The 18,877-nt window shown below is 68.8% G+C and carries 14 protein-coding genes and 1 pseudogene; 10 read left to right on the top strand and 5 right to left on the bottom strand.

Annotation, left to right across the window (positions count from 1 at the left end; all coding sequences use genetic code 11):
• Positions 1-84 precede the first annotated feature (84 nt).
• From OG194_RS33605 to OG194_RS33590, 4 genes are all read left to right on the top strand, one after another.
• Positions 85-3,186 (top strand): AfsR/SARP family transcriptional regulator, encoded by a 3,102-nt coding sequence (locus OG194_RS33605; protein WP_327404517.1) that lies wholly within the window; start codon positions 85-87, stop codon positions 3,184-3,186.
• Positions 3,187-3,304: 118 nt separating this feature from the next.
• The gene (locus tag OG194_RS33600; protein WP_327404516.1) at positions 3,305-3,997 is read left to right on the top strand and encodes a M15 family metallopeptidase; all 693 of its coding nucleotides are present in this window, start codon (positions 3,305-3,307) and stop codon (positions 3,995-3,997) included.
• Positions 3,998-4,186: 189 nt separating this feature from the next.
• On the top strand, positions 4,187-4,723 hold the full coding sequence (locus tag OG194_RS33595) for an RNA polymerase sigma factor (protein ID WP_327404515.1): 537 nt from the start codon (positions 4,187-4,189) through the stop codon (positions 4,721-4,723).
• A 131-nt stretch (positions 4,724-4,854) separates the two neighbouring features.
• Positions 4,855-5,991, top strand: coding sequence for a C40 family peptidase (locus OG194_RS33590; protein WP_327404514.1), 1,137 nt, complete (start codon positions 4,855-4,857; stop codon positions 5,989-5,991).
• A gap of 103 nt (positions 5,992-6,094) precedes the next feature.
• On the opposite strand, the gene OG194_RS33585 is transcribed toward OG194_RS33590, so the two are convergent.
• Entirely contained in the window at positions 6,095-6,634 is a 540-nt protein-coding gene (locus OG194_RS33585) for an AMIN-like domain-containing (lipo)protein (RefSeq protein ID WP_327404513.1), read from the bottom strand.
• A 69-nt stretch (positions 6,635-6,703) separates the two neighbouring features.
• On the opposite strand from OG194_RS33585, the gene OG194_RS33580 reads away from it, so the two are divergent.
• The 5 genes from OG194_RS33580 to OG194_RS33560 all read left to right on the top strand — a co-directional run bounded on the left by OG194_RS33580 (position 6,704) and on the right by OG194_RS33560 (position 11,168).
• The gene (locus OG194_RS33580; RefSeq protein WP_327404512.1) at positions 6,704-6,967 is read left to right on the top strand and encodes a hypothetical protein; all 264 of its coding nucleotides are present in this window, start codon (positions 6,704-6,706) and stop codon (positions 6,965-6,967) included.
• Positions 6,968-7,337: 370 nt separating this feature from the next.
• Complete coding sequence (locus tag OG194_RS33575; protein WP_327404511.1) at positions 7,338-8,876, top strand: transcriptional regulator; 1,539 nt, start codon at positions 7,338-7,340, stop codon at positions 8,874-8,876.
• On the top strand, positions 8,873-9,445 hold the full coding sequence (locus OG194_RS33570; RefSeq protein ID WP_327404510.1) for a helix-turn-helix domain containing protein: 573 nt from the start codon (positions 8,873-8,875) through the stop codon (positions 9,443-9,445). Before OG194_RS33575 ends, OG194_RS33570 begins: the two co-directional genes overlap by 4 nt.
• A gap of 185 nt (positions 9,446-9,630) precedes the next feature.
• Positions 9,631-10,344 carry a ParA family protein gene (locus OG194_RS33565; protein ID WP_327404509.1) on the top strand — a complete coding sequence of 238 codons (714 nt, stop codon included), beginning with the start codon at positions 9,631-9,633 and terminating at the stop codon, positions 10,342-10,344.
• 527 nt (positions 10,345-10,871) lie between these two features.
• Positions 10,872-11,168 (top strand): hypothetical protein, encoded by a 297-nt coding sequence (locus tag OG194_RS33560; RefSeq protein ID WP_327404508.1) that lies wholly within the window; start codon positions 10,872-10,874, stop codon positions 11,166-11,168.
• 97 nt (positions 11,169-11,265) lie between these two features.
• Here the strand turns inward: OG194_RS33560 and OG194_RS33555 are convergent, their stop codons facing one another.
• Both OG194_RS33555 and OG194_RS33550 read right to left on the bottom strand, forming a co-directional pair.
• Positions 11,266-11,514, bottom strand: coding sequence for a hypothetical protein (locus OG194_RS33555; RefSeq protein ID WP_327404507.1), 249 nt, complete (start codon positions 11,512-11,514; stop codon positions 11,266-11,268).
• A 299-nt stretch (positions 11,515-11,813) separates the two neighbouring features.
• Positions 11,814-16,358 carry a sacsin N-terminal ATP-binding-like domain-containing protein gene (locus OG194_RS33550; RefSeq protein ID WP_327404506.1) on the bottom strand — a complete coding sequence of 1,515 codons (4,545 nt, stop codon included), beginning with the start codon at positions 16,356-16,358 and terminating at the stop codon, positions 11,814-11,816.
• Positions 16,359-16,703: 345 nt separating this feature from the next.
• On the opposite strand from OG194_RS33550, the pseudogene OG194_RS33545 reads away from it, so the two are divergent.
• A pseudogene (locus OG194_RS33545) lies at positions 16,704-16,989 on the top strand (IS256 family transposase); the annotation flags it as partial.
• A gap of 258 nt (positions 16,990-17,247) precedes the next feature.
• Here OG194_RS33545 and OG194_RS33540 read toward each other — a convergent pair.
• Positions 17,248-17,769 carry a hypothetical protein gene (locus OG194_RS33540; protein ID WP_327404504.1) on the bottom strand — a complete coding sequence of 174 codons (522 nt, stop codon included), beginning with the start codon at positions 17,767-17,769 and terminating at the stop codon, positions 17,248-17,250.
• A 26-nt stretch (positions 17,770-17,795) separates the two neighbouring features.
• On the bottom strand, positions 17,796-18,767 hold the full coding sequence (locus OG194_RS33535) for a hypothetical protein (RefSeq protein WP_327404503.1): 972 nt from the start codon (positions 18,765-18,767) through the stop codon (positions 17,796-17,798).
• Positions 18,768-18,877 lie beyond the last annotated feature (110 nt).

Here is an 18,877-nt window from a genome sequence, read left to right as displayed (position 1 = left end):
GCTGTGCCTTCGCTATGTCGTGGGCATGTTCGCCGATATCTTTGCCGTGCTCCATGGGGCGCATGGTGCGGCGATCGGGGAACGATGTTCGAAGTGCGGCTGCTCGGTCCGGTGGAGGTGTGGGCCGGCGGCCGGCGGGCCCCGCTCGGCGGGGTCAGGCCCCTCGCGGTCCTGTCGGCACTGGTCGTCCACCTCGGCGAGGTGCTCTCCACCGAGCGGCTCGTGGACTGTGTCTGGGACGAGCGGGCGCCGGCCACCGCGGGCGCCCTGGTGGCCACCCATGTCTCCGCCGTACGCCGGGCACTGGCCCAGGTCACGCAGGACACGGTGGTCCGGACGCGGCCACCGGGCTACGTCGCCGACCTCGACCCGTCCCAGATCGACGCCCGCCGGTTCGAGGACCTGCTCACCTCGGGCCGGGCCGCCGCCGCGGCGGGCCGTCTGGAGGAAGCCGCCGATCTGCTGCCCGAGGCGCTGGCACTGTGGCGCGGCCAGGAAGCGCTGGAAGGACTGGGCCAGAACTTCGCCCGGATCGAGGCGTCCCGGCTGGCCGAACTGCGGCTCATCGCCCAGGAGGAGTCCTTCGGACTGCATCTCGATCTGGGCCGCGCGGACCGGACGATCGCTCCGCTGCTCGCGCACGTCGCCGCCCACCCCCTGCGGGAACGGCCGCGCGGCCAGCTGATGACCGCGCTGGTCCGCACCGGCCGCGTCTCCGACGCCCTGCGCACCTACCGGGAGGGCCGCGCGGTCCTGCGCGAGGAGCTGGGCATCGATCCCGGCCCGGAGTTGCAGGCACTGCACCAGGCGGCACTGACCAACGACACACCGGTGGCGGGCACCGCACGCCCGGACAGGATCAGGCGGGAACCTTCGCGGCCCCCGAAGTCGCCGCCGGGCGACAGTCGCGGCACGTCCAGTGCTCGGGCGTGGCCCACGCCGTCCCATCTCCCGCCGGACATCTCCGACTTCGTGGGCCGCTCCGAGCAGATCGCCTGGGCCGCCGCGCTGGTGGGCGGGGTCGACGAGGCGGGCCGTACCGCTCCGCCGATCGGGGTGATCTCCGGCCGGTCCGGCACGGGCAAGACCGCGCTCGCCGTGCACGTCGGCCACCGTACGGCCGAACTCTTCCCGGACGGCCGCCTGTTCGTGGACCTGCGGGCGGCCGACACCGCGCCGCTGCAACCCGCCGACGCGCTCGCCCGGCTGCTGCGCGCCATGGGCGCCGACCCCGAGACCCTGCCGACCTCGGTCGAGGAGCTGACGGGGCTGTACCGCACCCACATCGGACACCGGCGCGTCCTGCTGATCCTGGACAACGCGGCGGGCGAGGCGCACGTACGACCCCTGCTGCCTCCCGGCCCGGGCTGCGCCGTCCTCGTCACCAGCCGGCGCCGACTGGTGGCACTGGAGGGCTCCGCCCATCTGGACCTGGCCGTGCCCGGTCAGGCGGAGGCGCTCGAACTGCTGCGCCGTGTCGCCGGACCGGACCGTACGAGCGCCGAGCCGGAGCGGGCCGCGGAGATCGTCTCGCTGTGCGGACGGCTGCCGCTGGCGGTGCGCATCGCGGGTGCCCGGCTGGCGGCCCGCCCGCACTGGGCGCCCGGCCGGCTCGCCGACCGGCTGCGTGACGAACGCCGCCGGCTGAGCGAACTGCGCGCCGGGGACCTGGAGTTGCGCACCAGCCTCGAACTCGGTTACGCCGACCTGGAGTTGCCGGAGCGCCGGGCGCTGCGCCGGCTGGCCCTGCTCGACCTGCCGGACTTCGCGGCCTGGATCGCCGCCCCACTGCTGGACATCGGCACGGAGGAAGCCGAGGAAGCGGTGGAGCGGCTGGTGGACTGCCACTTCATCGACGTGATCGGCGTCGACGAGACGGGACGCAGCCGGTACCGCATCCATGACCTGGCCCGTGAACACGCCCGCGAGCGCTGTCTGTCCGAGGAGAGCGCCGAGGAGCGTACGGCGGCCGTGCTGCGGCTGGTGGCCTCCTGGCTGGATCTGGCCGAGAAGGCGGCCGCCCTCGGCCCGGGCGGAGCGGCCCGGCGCTTCCCCGAACCGGCCGCCGTACGGCCTCTCGACGCGGAGACCGAGGACGAGCTGCTGGAGCGGCCCACGTCCTGGTTCGCCGCCGAACAGGCCTGTCTGCTGGCGGCAGTTGAGTACTGCGCCGACCACGGCATGGTCCGCGCCGCCCGCGATCTGGCCGGCGCGCTGATCGCGAGTTCGGCCGCCCTGTACAACCAGTTCGACGCCTGGTCCCGTTCGCACGCCGCGGCCATGGCCGCCGTCCACCGCGGCGGGGACGACGAGGGAGAGGCGTGGCTGCTCGCGGGACTCGGCCAACTGCGCTACGAACAGGACGAGTTCGAGGATTCGTACACCTACTTCGGCAAGGCCCTGCGTCTGTTCGAGGCGCGCGGTGACGTGCCCGAGGGTGCGGCGCTCGCGCTCGCCGGGATGGGGACGGCCCGCCGCGAACAGGCCGGGTACGCCGAGGCGTCGGAGCTGTTGGACGCGGCGCTGGAGCGGTACGGGGAGTCCGCCGGGCGGGGCGCCCGGGCCCGGGTGCTGTACGGCATCGGCTATGTGCACCGGGAGCAGGGGCGCGGCGCACAGGCGCGGGAAGCTCTCGCGCGGGCACTGGACCTGTACCGCGCGGCGGGCGACCGGCACGGGGAGGCGTTGACCCTGCGGTCGTTGGCCCTGTGCGACCGGGCCGAGGGCGCGCTCACGGACGCCGAGCGGCAACTGCACGAGGCACTGCGGATCTTCGCGGCTCTGCGGGACACCTTCGGGGTGATGTACACCGAACAGTCGCTGGCCAAGACGGAATTGAGGCTCGGCCGCCCCGACGAGGCACGGGCGCGGCTTAGCCGGTGCCTGGCCGTGGCCCGTGAACGCCAGGACCGCTTCGGCGAGGCGCTCGTCCTGCGCACCCTGGGCGAGTGGCATCTGGCGGTCGGCGATCCGGACGGCGCGCGGGAGCCGCTGGAGCGGGCGCTGTCAACCTGGGAGGCGCTGCGGCTCCCCCTGTGGCGGGCCCGCACGCTCCGGGACCTGGCCGAGGTGCGGGAGGCACACGGCGACGCGTCGGCTGCGCGGGCGGCCAGGGCCGAAGCACTCGGCGTCTTCCGGGAGTTGGGCTGCCGCGAGGCACAGGAGCCGACGGCGGGCGCCGGGTAGTCCGCACCGGTTCCCGAAGGACGCCGCCGTAGCCATCCGCACGCCTGTAGAAGTGCTGGTGGGCCGCCTACAGGCAACTTGCAGAGCAGTTGCAGCGGGGTCCGCGATGCTGATGCACGTGACAGAGATCATCACCCTCTCGGACGCCCGGGTCGCCGCCGTCGCGGAGGACGACTGCGGCGAACCGCTGGTCGACCTGCGCGGCACGGACGACCTGCGGATCGACCACCGGCAGGCCGACGACGACGGAAGCTACGCCCACCTCAGGGCCGGTGCGCTACGGCGGCTGGTGCGCGCCCAGCGGCTGCTGCCGGCCGGGGTCCGCTTCCTGGTGGTGGAGGGGTACCGGCCGCCCGCCCTGCAACGCCGGTACTTCGAGGAGTACGCGGAGACCATGCGCCGGGCCCACCCTGACGCGTCGCCGGAGCGGATCCGCGAACTGGCGAGCGCGTACATCTCCCCGCCGGAGGTCGCGCCGCACGTCAGCGGCGGGGCCGTCGATCTGACGCTGTGCGACCTGGACGGCCGGGAGCTGCCGCTGGGCACGGAGGTCAACGCGACCCCCGAGGAGAGCGAGGGCGCCTGCCGCACCGGGGCGCCCGACATCAGCGCCGAGGCACGCGCCAACCGGGCCCTCATGAGCTGGGCCCTCGACGCGACCGGCTTCGTCAACTACCCGACCGAATGGTGGCACTGGTCGTACGGCGACCGGTACTGGGCGCTGCTGCGCCGGGCACCGGCCGCGCGCTACGGGCCCGCCGCCCCACCCGGCCCGACGGCCTGGGGTGCTGGAAGCCGGGGGCAAATCTAACCGCCGTAGCGGACTTTGACTGGCTAGAAAAGACCCCAGCCTCCAGCACCCCAAGCCGCCGCCCCCGGCCCGACGGCCTGACCAGCCACCGACCGGGACACCCGACGACCGCACCATACGGCCGACTTCACGCACGACCGAGTTCACGGCCGAGTTCACGACGGAGTTCACGACCGAGGGGGAAACAGCATGGAGACCGGAACCTGCGCCGTCCCGCCACCGCGGCGCGAGGACGGTGACCGGATGAGCCCGAAGGACTTCGACGCGTCCTTCGCCGCCGACATGCCGCGCCTGCGCCGCCGGCTGCTGGCCTTGACCGGCAACCCGCACGACGCCGACGACCTGCTACAGGAGACCTACCTACGGCTCTCCCGGCGCGCCCGCGCCCAGAACCTGACGCGGCAGCAGCACCCGTACGCCTACACCTGCACCGTCGCCCTGAACCTGCTGCGCGACGCGTGGCAGCACCCCTCCCGGCGCGAGCAGTCCACCGACCGGCTGCCCGAGTCGGGCTGGGACGGCGGACTGGCCTCCTACGAGGCGTCCCAGACCACGCTGGCGCTGCTGGGCGTGCTCTCCGAGAAGGAGGCCGCGGCGGTGATCCTCGTCGACCTGGAGGGCCTCAGCCACGACACCGCGGGCGAACGCCTCGGCGCCCACCGCGGCACGGTCCAGCGCAACCGGATGCGCGGCCTGGCCAAGATGCGCGACGCGCTCGGCCACTAGCCCCACCCACGTGCCGCTCCCCCACGGGGGTGGGGAGCGGCACGCACGTCCACACCGCCGTCCCCAACCGCCGTCCCCAACCGCCGTCCCCGGCCCGTCCGGTGACGTCATCTCGACGAAGGAAGACTTCCTTGAACACCAGCAGCACGCGCCGCCGGACCAGCGGCGCGCTCCTGGGGGCCTCGGTCCTCGCCCTGTCCGCGTTCGTCTCCGCCCCGGCCCACGCCGCCGCGCAGGACGCCACCTGCGGTGTCCTGGCACCGGGCGCCTCGGCCATCGCGCAGGCCGCGGTGAACGCCGCCTGTTCGCAGATCGGCGTCTGGTACAGCTGGGGCGGCGGACACGCGGCCACGCCGGGCGCCAGCTACGGCTACTACGACGGCTCGGACCCCGACAGCCTCCACGACAACGAGCGCAAGGGCTTCGACTGCTCCGGCCTGACGCGCTTCGCCTACTACCAGGCCACCGGCCGTGACCTGCTCAACGGCACGGCGGACGACCAGTTCCACAGCTCGCAGGCCTCGGCCCGCTTCTCCGCTTCGCAGGGCTCCGCCCCGCTGCTGCCGGGCGACCTGATGTTCTGGGGCAGCGGGCACGTCCACCACGTCGCCATGTATCTGGGCAACGGGCAGATGGTCGAGGCGTACGAGTCGGGCACCCACATCCGGGTCGCCCCCGTACGCACCGGCGGCGACTACGCGGGCGCGATCCGGGTCAACGGCTCGGGCACACCGACTCCCCCACCCGCGAACGGCGGCACGGTCTTCGAGACCTGGGGCACGGGGGTGCGCACCCGCTCCACGCCGAGCGTGCGCGGTGCCGTGGTGGACACCTTCGCCGGTCCGACCCAGGTGTCCGTCCAGTGCCAGGAGCACGCCGAGACCGTCACCGCCGAGGGCTACACCAACGACATCTGGTCCAAGCTGGCCGATGGCTCCTGGCTGACCAACATCTACATCAAGGGCCCGGCCTCGCTGCCCGGCATCCCGGACTGCGGCGGCAGCAGCACCCCGCCACCCTCCGGAGGCAGCAAGCCCTTCCAGACCTGGGGCACCGGCGTCCGCACCCACAGCCAGCCGAACGTCAACGCCGGCGTGGTCGACTACTTCGCCCAGCCCACCACGGTCAACGTGGTCTGCCAGGCCCACGCCCAGGAGGTCACGGCCGAGGGCTACACGAACGACGCCTGGTCCAAGCTGACGGACGGCTCCTGGCTGACGAACATCTACATCAAGGGGGCGGCCTGGCTGGACGTCCCGACCTGCTGACGCGAAGCCGAGTCCGAGACCGCCGGCCGCCGTACGCCTCAAGGGACGTGCGGCGGCGGGCAGTTGGACACGAGGAGCGGCATACGAGTCGACCCGTCCGGGGTCACCAGGTGTGAGCCACGTCCACGACGAGATGGTTGGCCGTCTGGAAGACCTGGAACGGCAGCCGGGCACGGACGCCCAGTCCGGCCTGGGTGTATCCCTCGGAGCCGCCGGTGACCTTGAACTCCCGGAAGGTCCGGTACCCGGTGACGTCGACGGACGGAAGCGGCGGGTAGGGCTGTCCGGTCGCCGGGTCGTAGCGCGAGGAGAACAGCGAGATCTCCAGAATGGCTCCGCCCTTGATCGGAACCACGATGTCGCTCGGGTCCTGACGCAGTACGTCGACGTAGCGGACCGTATAGCCGATCGGGTCGGCCGCCGTGCCCTGGGCGTCGAAGACCAGCCGGTCGAAGCACTCGTGCTGTCCGGCCCTCACGTCGGTCAGTCTCCTGGAGGCAACGGCGTCACCGGTCTTGTCCAGGCTCCCCCACGTCACGGCACAGTCCACGGCCGTCGGCGCGGCCACCGCCGGAACCGTACCGGCCAACAGGCCGCCGCCCGCCAGCATCATCGCGGCCAGCGCAGTACCTATCCGTCGCATGACTACCCCCGGTAGCTCGCGTAGGTGTGTGTCTGTTCAGACCGGCGGCTTTCCGGAAGGTTGTGCGCAGTGGAACAGTCCATCGCGGCGCAGAGGCCCTTCCAGCACCAACTGCCCGTGAGACCACAGGGTTTCCGCGTGCACCGCCGCCTGATGCTGTTCTTCCTGATGTTCCGTCTCGGCCTGGGCATCGCACGCGGTGTCCTCGACATCGCCCCCACCACCCGGCACCCCGCCCAGTCCTCAGACATGGGAAAGGGCCCCGACCGGCCAATAGAGCCGGTTCAGAGCCCCGCCGACAGACGAGCCGGGCCGTACGCCGGGTATCTCTGACGCACCTTCCTGACCTGTGCTTTTGTGAGCCGTATCGGTTGTGACCTGCTAGGTCGGGTTGCAGAGGCGTTCGAAGGCAGTCAGAGGAAATCGCTCGGATTCGACCCCGGTTCGACCCGGGCCGCTCAGAGGCAGTCAGAGGCAGCGACCTCCGCAACTTGCCCTCCAGAGGCCCGAGTTGACGGGTGCGGATCATGGGTGGCGACTCTGGCGAGACCTCTGATTCGTCTTCGGTCGAGCCGTGATGGGAACGCCTGCCTTCCATCGGAGCCAGGTGTACGAAAGCCTCCAGGACCGGAAATCCTGGAGGCTTTGCTGGCACCGATTGGAGGTCGGTTCCGGACTCCACCCGTGGTTTTAGCGGGCCTGGGTGGCGTCTCTGTCCTTGCGGGACGGCTCCACAGTGGCACACAGCACCCACCAGACCGACTCACACCGATGGCTTCCTCACCCGCACGAGCGGCTGGGCCTTCGCCACCTGCCTCGATCTGCGGCTGATCTGATCCTGCTCGGCGACCTCACCGGCCGCTACGCGGCAGGCAGTTACAGCAGGCTCAGCTCCGATCGCCGGACCCTTGTCCTGCGCGAGGACCGCCAGGGTGCGGCCGAGCACGGTCACCGGATCACCGCGGCCATTGCCTGCCACGTGGCTCGCGCCGGCGGAAGCGTGGACGAGCTGGCGCAGTTGCTGCTGCATCCCGAGCACGAGGGTGGCCGGCACGCACGGCACATCGCTGTCCGCTCGGGTCAGTCGCGGGCTCTGGACTACATACGCCGGGTGTGGGCCAGCGCCTCGGATGCCGTCAGCGGCACGAGAGTGCTGGAGTCGCGCCACCATGCGCACGAGGTCCTCGCCGCGCTGCGCGACAGGATCGAGACAACGCCCTGGCGCGGGGAACGGGGGCGGACCGCGCTGCGGGTACTGCGGGCCCATCTGGACTTCGCCGAGATCGCGGGCGGCCCTCTGCACCAGGCCAGCGAGCGGCAGACCGCGGAGGAGGCCGGGATCTCGCGGACGGCCCTCCGGGTCGTCTATGAGACCGTCCTCAAACCGCGAGGCTGGTTGCGACGCCTGCGAGTAGGACATGGCCGCGAGGGCTCGACCTGGTACCTCGACGACGGCAGGACCGCCCGAGACGGCATTCCCGCTCCGCGGTCTCGTTTCCGGACCACTCAGTACCCCCCCGACCCGGCACTTGAGGACTGGCCCACCCCTGAGACAGGCGTGTCGGCCGACATCGATTCCACCGTCATCGGCCGTCTGATGGGCCACGACGCCTTCGCCCACCACGGTCTGGGCAGCGCCGCACTCTTGATCATCGGCGCGCTGCATGCCCGCCCGGCGCAGACAGCCGGCGAACTTGTCGGATCGTCCTCGGTCTCCCGCGCCACGGCCTACCGCACTTTGCGACGCCTGGCCAACCTCGGCCTCGTCCACCACATCGGTGAGACCTGGACCCTCGCACCCGGCGCCTTGGAGGGCTTCGGGAGCAGTACTCCGGCGTCCATGGACGCCGAGTGTGCCGAGCCGGCGCAGGGGTGGGATTCGCTTGCACAGCGGCATGGAACCACGGGCGTCGCGGCCCGGCGTAAGGCGCTTCACGCTACGGAGCGCGCGGCGTATCGCAAGGTGCTGGAGCGGCTGTCGGAGCACCGCAGCAAGGCTGTGGTGATCGTCCGCGAAGGGCGCCAGGTCCTTGTCCCGGCACCCCGGCCCGATGAGGTCACATCCACCTTGCAGGCCAGGGACGGATGCGTCCTGGATCCGGTCACCGGACGGCCCACTCCTGACTGGCGGATCGCGACCGACGGTCGGCTGATCCTCATCACCCCCGCCGACCAGCGCAGTTACGACGAACTGGCCGCCGCACATGCCGAAGCCCTCAGCGAATGGGAGTCCGCAGCATGAACCCACACCCCCCGAACACACCCCCGGACGGTGAACCACCGACCCCGCAGTCCCTGCGTCAACGGTACGAGTCCGGTTCCACCGTCGAGGAACTCATGGCTGCCAGCGGCCTGTCGTACGGCACTCTTCTCAACCGGCTGCGTGAGGCCGGGACCGTGATGCGCACCTCGTGGCAGACCCGCCGGATGCGAGCGGACCCAGAAGCGCGCCGACGTCTCGCGGCCCGTCTGCGGAACCTCTACGAGGAGCACGGAGCGACCCTCACCGAACTCGCCGCAGCGGCGGGTGAGTCGAGGATCGTTGCCCGGCGCCTGCTCATCGAGGCCGGCGGCACCGTGCGCACCACGAAGCAGACGGTGCGGATCCGTTCTGCGGCGCGTGCCGCCAGGCAGCAGAAGCTCGCTCTGTCTCTGCGGGCGCGCTACGAAGCTGGCGCCACCGTGCCCGCACTCGCCAAGGAGTGCAGCTACTCCGTCGCCACCGTCTACCGGCTTCTGCTCCAAGCAGACACCCGTATGCGTCCCCAGCACGACCACGGTCCGGCTCGCGCTCCACGGAAGCCGTCATGAGCACCCCCGGCATCACCGGTGCCGGCCGACATATCGGACAGGTCAAGAACCCGACCCACCATCCCAAACACAGCACTTGTGCTCGGGCGCCCCCGCCGTCGGACGACAGCCATAGCCCGACGTCAGCTCCGGCCCCCGATATGCGCGGAACAACACCCCTTCCAGATACAGGAGATCAAGGACACGTGAACGAGAACACCCGTCACAAGACCGTGGCCGCGGCCACCGGACGCGTCTGGGACGCGTTCGTCATCGTGGTCGGCATGCTCAAGGGCGGGACTGCCAAGACCACCTCCGCCTGGTTCATCGCTCGCTACTACGCCGTCGTGCTCGGCCTGCCCACCCTGCTTCTCGACGCCGACGCGTCCAGCCAGTCCGCCTACGACTGGTTCAAAGTCGCCCAGGCCGCAGGCTTCGAGATCCCCGGCAACCTGATGGTCGAGCGGTACCCGTTCGACGACATCGCCGAGTACATCCGTACCAAGCGCGCCGAGTTCGGCGCGATCGTGGTCGACGCCGGCGGCGGCAGCGCGAAGCTGTTCCACGAGGCCGTCACCGAGGCAAACCTCCTGCTCGTCCCCGTGGCCCCCACCAAGATCGAGCGCCGCAAGCTCGTAGCCACCTTCGACGAGGCCGAACGCGCCGCCGCCCGCAACCAGCGGGACGTCACCGCCCACGTGGTCATGGTCAAGGCCGACGACCGCACCAGCCTCCCCCGAAACGCCCGGGACAAGCTCCTGGAGCCTGCCCAGGGTGAGGGCATCGGACCCGACCGCGACGAACCCTTCCCGCTCGCCGACACCACCATCCACTCCTGGGTCCACTACATGGAGGCCTTCGGCGAGATCCCCACCGAACTGAGCGAATACACCAAGCTGATGAAGGAGCTGACGGCATGACGGACCGAATGAGGCCCCCGGCCCGCCGCACGAGCGGTCGCACTCTGGGCGGAGCCAACAGGGCGACCCCGCCACCCCCTCCCCCGGCCGCCGAACTCACACCCGAGCAATTCGCCGCCGAACAGGCCGCCGCCCAGCCCGAAGGCGGCCCCGCCGCCAACCTGCCGCAGCATCTCTCTCCATCCCACGCGCCCGGCGACTCAGCAGCGGAGGGCTCGGCCGAAACGACAATCGGATTGACACAGAGCGCCGCCCAGGCCGAGCCTCGCCGCCCCGAGCAGGAGCCTGCCGCCAGCCGACCCGCCCACCCAGCCGTTGTCACCCCCCAACCAGCTGATGCGCCAGCGGAGTTGAGGACGTCGCAGAGGGTCTCGGCCGACGAACCAGCAGCCTCCACTCAGCCGGCCGAGCCTGTTGCGCAGCACGGTCCACCCCACGTTGCATGGGCGCCTTCTGCCGCGCCCTCGTCCCGCGAAGTGGCGGTACGTACGACCGTTCCTCCGATGGCAGGCGGTACAGCGTTCCCTGTGAAAAGCGATGGTCCGGGGTCTCACCAGGAGCAGGACGCAGGACCGTATGAGGAGCCCGGCGAGGGAAGGCCGTATACCCACGGTCCCGGCCGCCCCAAGGACATCCCCGAGGCCGCTGTGGTTCTCAACCAGCGCATCATCGCTCGCGAGAGCCTCGACTCGTCGGTCCCCGCCGCGCTGAAGCTGAAGAAGCGGATCAAACGCTTCGCGTTGGACAACGAACTCGACCACCTGCCCATCGGCGACATCGTCTCGGTCGCCCTGGACGAGTGGCTCACCGCCCGCGGGTTCTGAACCCAACCGCAGTGAACGGGTTGGCCTCCCCACGCCCAGGGGGTGGCCGCCCCTCGCGCCGACATTCCAATAGCCCAATAGGCGGATAGCTATCCGCCTAGCCGGACCGAACGGAGCCGCTCTCGTGCCTGATCACTTCCCCTACGCCCGCAGACTGCGAGAAATCGCAGATGCGCTCGACGCCGAGCGCCAGCCAACCGATGACGTTCTTACGCCGCACCCGGACACTATGGCCGTCATCAGTAACCGGCACACCAAACGCGGTCAACTCAACTATGCCGTCCCCGAAGTTCTCCAGCTCCAGCACCGGATCCGCCGCTACAACGCCGATACCGATGTACCGCACGGAGACATCGTGACTCTGGCCCTCGACACTTGGCTCCGCGCAAAGGGCTACTCGCCCGACCTCGAACCGCCAAGAACAGGGGTTGTTTGACCAGCGTTCTCACTCCGGAAAGCATCGAGAGACCCATACTTCGCGGAGGCCTGGTGCGATCGAACGCGCGTCGCCCGTCGCGCGATGTTTGGACAGCACGGGGCCGAGGACGATCTGGATCAGGCCTTCTCTCCCTGCCCTTACCGATCAGGCTTGAGCCCCGGACACCGAGCATGGCCAGGGCGGCACCTCCGAGTGCTTCGTGAATCTCACTCCCGTGGCGTGAAGTCGTGGACAAGGCTCTGTGTCTTTCTGATGCCACTCAGGGTTACGTTGCCGCTTGATCGAACGACGAGTTGGTGCAGCGGGTATGGAATGAGGCGTACGCACGGTGCGCCTGCCGCGCCTTGCTCCAATCCGGAGACGACAACAAGGAAGAAGTTCTCCTCGGAGGCGGCACGCTCGAATTCTGAAGGCGTAAAGGTCACCGTGTCCTGCTCTGGCCCATACATGGTCTTGAGTTCGTAGAAACGGGACAGGCGGTCCACGGCATCCGCACCCAGACCGTGCTGTGCACGGAGATCTCGAAGCCACTGAGGTTCCGCTTCGGCCCCCAATACCTGGGCCAGGAACTGGATGGCCACAGCCTCTTGCTCGACCGTTGTGTAAGAACGCGGTACCGACTGTGAACTTGGTACCGCCGGTTCCGTCCGGGGGCGTGGCAGGGTGACCCCGGACTGGGCCCGCTCTTCCCCCGATGGGTGGATGACGCCAGGGGTTCCTGTCGTGATGCGGCCGTCGTCCACGAGGCGAAATCTCTCTGGATCGACGAGCTGTCGCCGCACCGTGGCAGGGCTGTTGACCGCTGGAACGGTGCCCGAAGTTCCCTGGCTTCTTCCCGTGGCAGGACGCACACTGGATCTGCCCTTGTCACCGGCTTGCGCGCGGCGTTCAGTGTGCTCCTCCTGGAGCGATACCAGCCTTTGCGCGATCTCAGCATCGGCCGCGGCTCTGTCCCTCTCCGCTTGTTCCTCGGCCAGGCTCAGCCGGACCGCCTCGCGCCCTTTCTCCGCCTCGTCGTACGCGGCCGCCCAGGCGTGGGCCACCTCCCTTCGTCCCTGTGCGAAGAGGGCGGCTACGGTTCGGCCCATCTCGGAGGCCCGACCCAAGGCGCGATTATCCACCGCGTACAGGCTCCTGGTCGGCAGGTCGAGCGCCGTGCCCATGTGCACCAGAACCGGTTCCGCGTCGAGCAGGTGAACGTGGCATTCCACTCGCGGCGCGACTCTCACTTCTACGGCGATGAGTTCGTCCCAAGACCCGTTGAGGGATCGCGCGATCGCGGACGCGTTGCGCTGTAGATCCTCGCGCAGCAGAGCAAGGGCTGCTCGTATCAACGAAGTGGCCTCCGGATCCACGGGCGCCTTGTCCGGAGAACAGGGCGTGATGTCCTGCGGCTTCACCTCATGCACGCGGAGTGGCCCGAGCAACGCCCGGAACTGTTCGAGTTCGGCTCCGGGCAGCCAGACCGGGACCTGCTCTCCTAGAGCATCGGCCAGCGCTGCGTCGACCGCGTAGACGGGCCGCTTGCTAAACCAACCGTGGCTGGTCCGCAAAGGCAGCCGTCCGAGGCGGGTGGCGTTCGCTTCCTCAGGTCGTGCCGTGGCCAGCCGGGCAAGTAGCTGTAGCGTCTGAAGCACGACGGCCTCGACCGTGCTGGCATCTGCCTCGGAGAGTTCTTGCCGTTTGGTCTCCTTGGCGATTTCTCTGATGACAGCGACGGCATCGTCCACACCGGGCTCTGGAACGCCAAGCGCCTTCCAGAACGCCTCGTCGTCGTCCAGGGCTGGGGCGAAGGTGCCCCAGCAGCCGAAGACCGCGAGTCCGCGGAAACAGTCCCGTGGCTTGCGCCACCCAGAGGTGGTGAGGACCAGCCCTGTTCCGCTGTTAAAGGCGCGGGTGATTTTTGCGAGCATGCCAGCCATTCGCCCGCGGTTCTCGGCGAGGCGTTCCGCCAGGGCCTGGTAGAGAATCCGGGCAGCCGGGTGATCATGCAAGCCGCTCCGGCTGCTCTGTTGTCGCAGTTCTCGCAGGCACTTGAGCAGGTCATCAACGCCAGCCTCACCGGTGACGCCGAGAGCGGTCAGCACCTCTCCCCGCTTACCCACCACTTCTTGCAGATCCTGGTGGAGGAACCCGGCCCCGTTGTCCCCGTAGACGGCGACAGTGCCGGTCGTCCGCTCCCGCAAGTCGGCTGGGGCGGTGGGCACCCCGTCCCGGTTGTCCAGCCAAGGCGTGTACTTGAGCTGCCACAGCCAGAAGGCGTCCGTCTCACCGAGGTCCACCCAGCCGTACGAGTCCTTCACTGCGCGGACCGTGGCGTGCTCGGAGAGAGTGCTCCAGGTACGTCTGAGTACCCGCAGGAGAGCGGCAGCCCTGCGTCGCCTCGCCAGCGCGTCCTGTTCCCGGGCAATGTCCCGCGCAACGGCCGCCAAGACGGGGCTGTCATATTCATGGAGGGTGAACGTAGCGCCCTTGGCCCGTAGATGGTCGCTGCGCTCCTTGGGGTGAGGAGTTTGGCTCACCCGCACGCCCTCGTTAGGGTACGAGCCGCTGTACCGGTGTTCGGCCTTCGGGTGCGCGCGAAGCCGGGGTGTCGTCGAGGCACCGAGCAACCGCAGGAACGCCTGTGCTCCCAGACCGGTGCCAGCGCCTCGCAGAACCTGGACATAGCGGGAACGCAGCCAGGAAAGTCCGCGTACCCGACCAGCGGCTAGCTCGAAAGTACCCTCGCGGTCCGCACCGTCCAGACCAGCCGGCAGATACGAGTCGGCAGGGGCGACCTCGACATCCTCGCGCTGCCCGTCAGATCCGTACCGCCGAGCCTTGAGGAGGATCGCCTTACCCACATCGCGGCCCAGCGCCACGCGTTCCTTCGCCGGCACACGCAGGAATCCGTCACGCAAGGCAAGCAATTGCCCGTCATCCAGGCTCAATGGGCCGTTGTCACGGCGGGCACCACGGGCCGCGAGCCGCCGAACGGCCGGCACCGGATCCTCGCCGGTGACAAAAACACCCCTCTCGCCTAGCCAATCACGGACCCTGCTCGACTCGGCCGTAGGCACCAGATAGGCCTGGTGCAGGACCCGGCTGAATCCCAGAGCTGCGGAGAGACCACGAGCCTGGTCCGTGAAGACGATCGGGGCGTCGGCGCCCGGGACGGAGTATCGCTCCCCGTCGACGTCAACCAGCCACCGCAGCCACAAGAGCGGGATCGCCTCATCGACCCCGATAGCCGTCGCGGCGAGGGCGACTGTGGCCTCCGGTGTACGGGACGTGTCATTGAGCAGTTTCAACGCGTCCTGGACACCGACGTTCGCTGGCGCCGCGCCGCCGTTCTCCGCCCAGTCCTCCAGAACATCGCGCCACCGGCCACCGGCATCCCGTGCCAGCTCCGGCAGGATTGCTTCGCGTTCCACCACACCGGCGATCTCAGCCTCGGTGAGCACGCCGATAAGTGCCGCGTCCGCCACAGCGAGGTGCGAGAGACCAAGGCTGCGGCCTTCCCCAGGCATCAGCAGACGTAGTTCGTGTGACACCTTCGCTCGGGCCCGGTCCAGCAGGAGTTTCTCCAGGGCGGATTCAGGGCTTTTGGTCTGCTGAACGTCACCAGGTAGCGGCACGCTCTGCCATGCCTCCGCCGGATCCTGCCGGAACTGCCGAATCACCGCCGCCGCCCAGAGATCTGCAACCAAGGGGCACAGGGCAACGTTCCAGTCGGTGTCATTCAGCTGCTGACGGCTGGGGTTGGGGTCGAACTGCGCGCTCACACAGACGGGTACGCCCAATTCCATGACAGGAAGCCCTACATGCAGGCGCCCAGGCGCCGCATGAAGGGCGGCCTCCACGCCGTGCTGTGGCAGGGCGACAGCGAGCGTTGTTTCGTCGCCAACGGCCTTGCGCGTTCGGCTTACTCCTTCGGGGCTCTGGATGACTGCATGGCTCACACTCCAGGACTCGCCATCCGTAGCACGTGCCGTCCTCGTCGTGACCGTGGTCGCGACACCGCCCACCGCTGCCTCGTGGTGCTGTGCCTCACCCCATTGCAACGCCAGCTCGCGCCGGGCGCTGCAGTCCTCATCCGTGTGGATTACCGTACGGACGCGGTCGAGGAACAGCAGCGCCCCGTCTCCCCAGTCGTCGAGCCACTCGTCCACATCCTCGCTGGCGATGAGTCCAGGCTCTGCGAAAGGCATCCGCAGAACGGTCCAACCGTCGTCGGCCACAGCCTTGGGGATCGGGTAGGGCTCCGGGACAGCCACGTGCGGATCACCGATCCGCACCCGGTAGTCGCAGCAGTACACCTCCAGTACGGGCGAGAGCCGTCGCAGAGTCATCAGCCCGATCCCGAAGCGGCCCGTCGAGTCGGGATCCTCGGCTTTGCTGGTCAACCAGGGCATGGCCAGCGCCATGACGTCCGGCAGCTGCACCGGACTCCCGTCATGAGCGACGAGCAGCTCTGTGTCACGTACGAGAATCCGAACCTGAGAGGCCCCGAGGTCATCGGCGTTCTGCACGATTTCCGACAACCCCTGCAGACGGTCGGTGGACAGATCCCCACCGTTCTCACGCTGACGCTCCAGGCCGTACCGCATCTGCCCGGGCAACCTGGCAAAGAGTTCACCCAACTTAGCGACCGCGGCATGCGTCGCATCCGCTCCTTCAGGCTCAGGTATATCCGCCGCGCCAGCCAACCCCTCCATGTCAAAGAGCTTCTCCGCAGCGCGAACCGCCCGCTCAATCGCCCCCGTCATCCCGCCCCCAGATCGGCAGCTCTCAGCCTACGAGCGTAGATGGTCCGCCCCGATCTAAACGGACAATGTCGCGTTCCGTCTCCGCGCGCTCGACCTACTCACGCAGTGCAGCGATCCAGGCAGCCTCCGGCCGTTCGGCCTTCTCTGCGGCCTACACCCAGCGCCTCAGCGTCTGGCAGCGATGCGCGCATCCATGGTGTGGCCAGGGGGCCATATCGTTCCGAGCAATGCTCATGACTTGTGGAGTGGCCTCGGATTGGAACGCGACGGACATACCTTTCGGAGTGATCGACTTCTGGTCATCGAGTAGGACCGCATAGCAGCACGGGTCGGGAAGGCACGCCCGTGCTCAACGTATTGAATGCCGACGGCTCCACCGAAACCGGCTCTCTGATGGACGACATCGTCCGCGAGGGCGCGAGGCGGCTGCTGGTCACTGCTCGGGAGGCCGAAGTCAACGCCTACATAACCGAGTTGGGCGATCAGCGTGACGCGGCAGGTCAGCGGCTGATGGTCCGCAACGCTACCCCCGGGAACGCGCGTGGCCGCCGGATCAGTGGAGGGGAAGGCGCCGCGGGTCGACGAGACGACCGGTGAGTGCAAGCAATTCCCCTCGAAGATCCTGCCTCCTGGTGCCGTCGATAAGTGATCTCCACCAGTACGCCGAGGCGCAAGCCTGCCCGGCCCATCTCGCCGCGGCACGCTCCCAGCACGCCTCTTCGCCTACCAGCTCAGCACGGTGTAGTAACCCGTTCCTACTGGCCCGCCGCCGAAGATCCTGTCGTGCCTCTTACTCGACTCCACGGCTGCACCAACCACCTGTGAACGACGCCCCACACCAGGTGCGGGACGTGCAGGATCTACTTCTCAGCGCGGATGCCGGCAGGTTCTACGTCCCATCCGGACCTGCCGACGGCTGAGCATCCGCCAAGTCCGCATCTCCTGCCACGATGACCTTGCCGAACAGCCACACCAGACGTGTTGCCCGCACTGTGCCGAGCGCCATGGCCAGCTCCGCGAGCCAGTGCACCCCGCGCGTGTCCCTCTCCGTAATGTCCAGAACCGTGGCCAACAGGCAGAGCCCCGAGACCACCAGAGTCGCCCCCAGGATGCTCACCCAGTTCCGTCTGAACTGCGGGCCCTGCATCGGATGTGTGCGCAGCGTCCGCATCCGCTGTCCGGTGGACGCGGCGTATTGAGCGATCGCCGCAGTGATGAAGCTGCCGATGATGGCTGCGACTGTCGCCGTCGCCGTGTAGACGTTGACGCGCTGCTCCCGCGCCGGCCAGCCCAGTACATCGCCTCTGCCGGTGATCAGCACAATGCCCAGATGCGCGCCGGTGATCACGAACGCGACAATCCAGTCCAGGCGCGGCCGCCCCACCCATCGGACCCACAGCCAGTCCAGCACCGCTTACTCACCCCCTGAGCTGCCGCTCAGGCTAGCGGTCGGTACTGGCAGGCTTCTTGCAACTCCTGCGCGTGCGTGCGCGCAGCTCCGAAGACAGCGTTGACCGCGAACTGCAGGTCCACCGACCGTCCATCGGTGAATGCGACCGGCACATCGCACTGGGCGGTGATGCGGTGCTCCAGAAAGTCGAGCGGCTCATACTCCAGGGACTGCCGGTGCGGGTCGCGGATCGCGACCTGCCCGTTGACGGAGCGCACCACACCCGACTCGTCCATCCATTCGTCGAGGTCGGGGATGAACTGCAGGACATCACTGCGTAGTTGGGTCGCGGCCCGGTTTCTGCGAACCAGGCTGAGGCGCCCTCCGCGCCTGGGGACTCGCAGACTGAGAGTGATGGCAGTGTCGGGGTGCCGCTGCCCGAAGCTGCGGAGCGAATGCCCCAGCTCGGATTGCGCGTTCAGAGCTCCGACACTGTCCGCCGGGGCACCCTCCAACTGCACGGTCAGCTCCGACACTGCTTCTATGCGGTTCAGTTTTTCGCGAGCCCGCGCATGGATGACCGGCTTCAAAACGACCTCACCCCACGGGAGTCCAACGCCGTTCAGCCACTTGGTGATGGCGCTGACCCGCGGTGCGGAGAAGCCGCCATGGAGGGTACCGATGATGTTCCCGTATGGCAGGAAGCAGAGGGTCGTCACGTGCACGACATCGGTGCCGGCCGCGAGCCGCAACGCTTCAATGGTGCCGTTGCTGTGATCGAGTTGGTGAGGCACCTCTCCAGTGATCTTAGCGAGGAGGAGATGATCCTCGGAGGTGGCCGCATCGACGGCCCCGATCAGCCGATCTTCACCACTCTGCACACTGCGTTCGTCAGGCGGTGCGGCCGAGATGCGGCCGAGGAAGCCCCGCCAGTCCTGAGGCTCCATGCGTGGCTGGTGGTTCTTGGCCTCGACGATCTCGAAGAAAAATACTGTGCGCTTGCGCATCGTTCCGGCCATTTCGCCTCCCCCTACTGCTGGCATGGCCCACATGATCGTAGGCACATTTCCCGAGGATCACCGAGCACCGTCCACAGATGGCCGAAAGCTACAGCCTGAGATGCGCCAAC

This window comes from Streptomyces sp. NBC_01288 (assembly GCF_035982055.1).
In the GTDB taxonomy this organism is placed as follows: Bacteria; Actinomycetota; Actinomycetes; order Streptomycetales; family Streptomycetaceae; genus Streptomyces.
This window is presented reverse-complemented; position numbering and strand designations above follow the sequence as displayed.

Bases quoted from the DNA above. Each gene is read 5' to 3' on its own strand.
- OG194_RS33595 (WP_327404515.1), top strand. From the start codon at position 4,187: ATGGAGACCGGAACCTGCGCCGTCCCGCCACCGCGGCGCGAGGACGGT.
- OG194_RS33585 (WP_327404513.1), bottom strand. From the start codon at position 6,634: ATGCGACGGATAGGTACTGCGCTGGCCGCGATGATGCTGGCGGGCGGC.
- OG194_RS33570 (WP_327404510.1), top strand. From the start codon at position 8,873: ATGAACCCACACCCCCCGAACACACCCCCGGACGGTGAACCACCGACC.
- OG194_RS33535 (WP_327404503.1), bottom strand. From the start codon at position 18,767: ATGGCCGGAACGATGCGCAAGCGCACAGTATTTTTCTTCGAGATCGTC.
- OG194_RS33550 (WP_327404506.1), bottom strand. From the start codon at position 16,358: ATGACGGGGGCGATTGAGCGGGCGGTTCGCGCTGCGGAGAAGCTCTTT.
- OG194_RS33605 (WP_327404517.1), top strand. From the start codon at position 85: ATGTTCGAAGTGCGGCTGCTCGGTCCGGTGGAGGTGTGGGCCGGCGGC.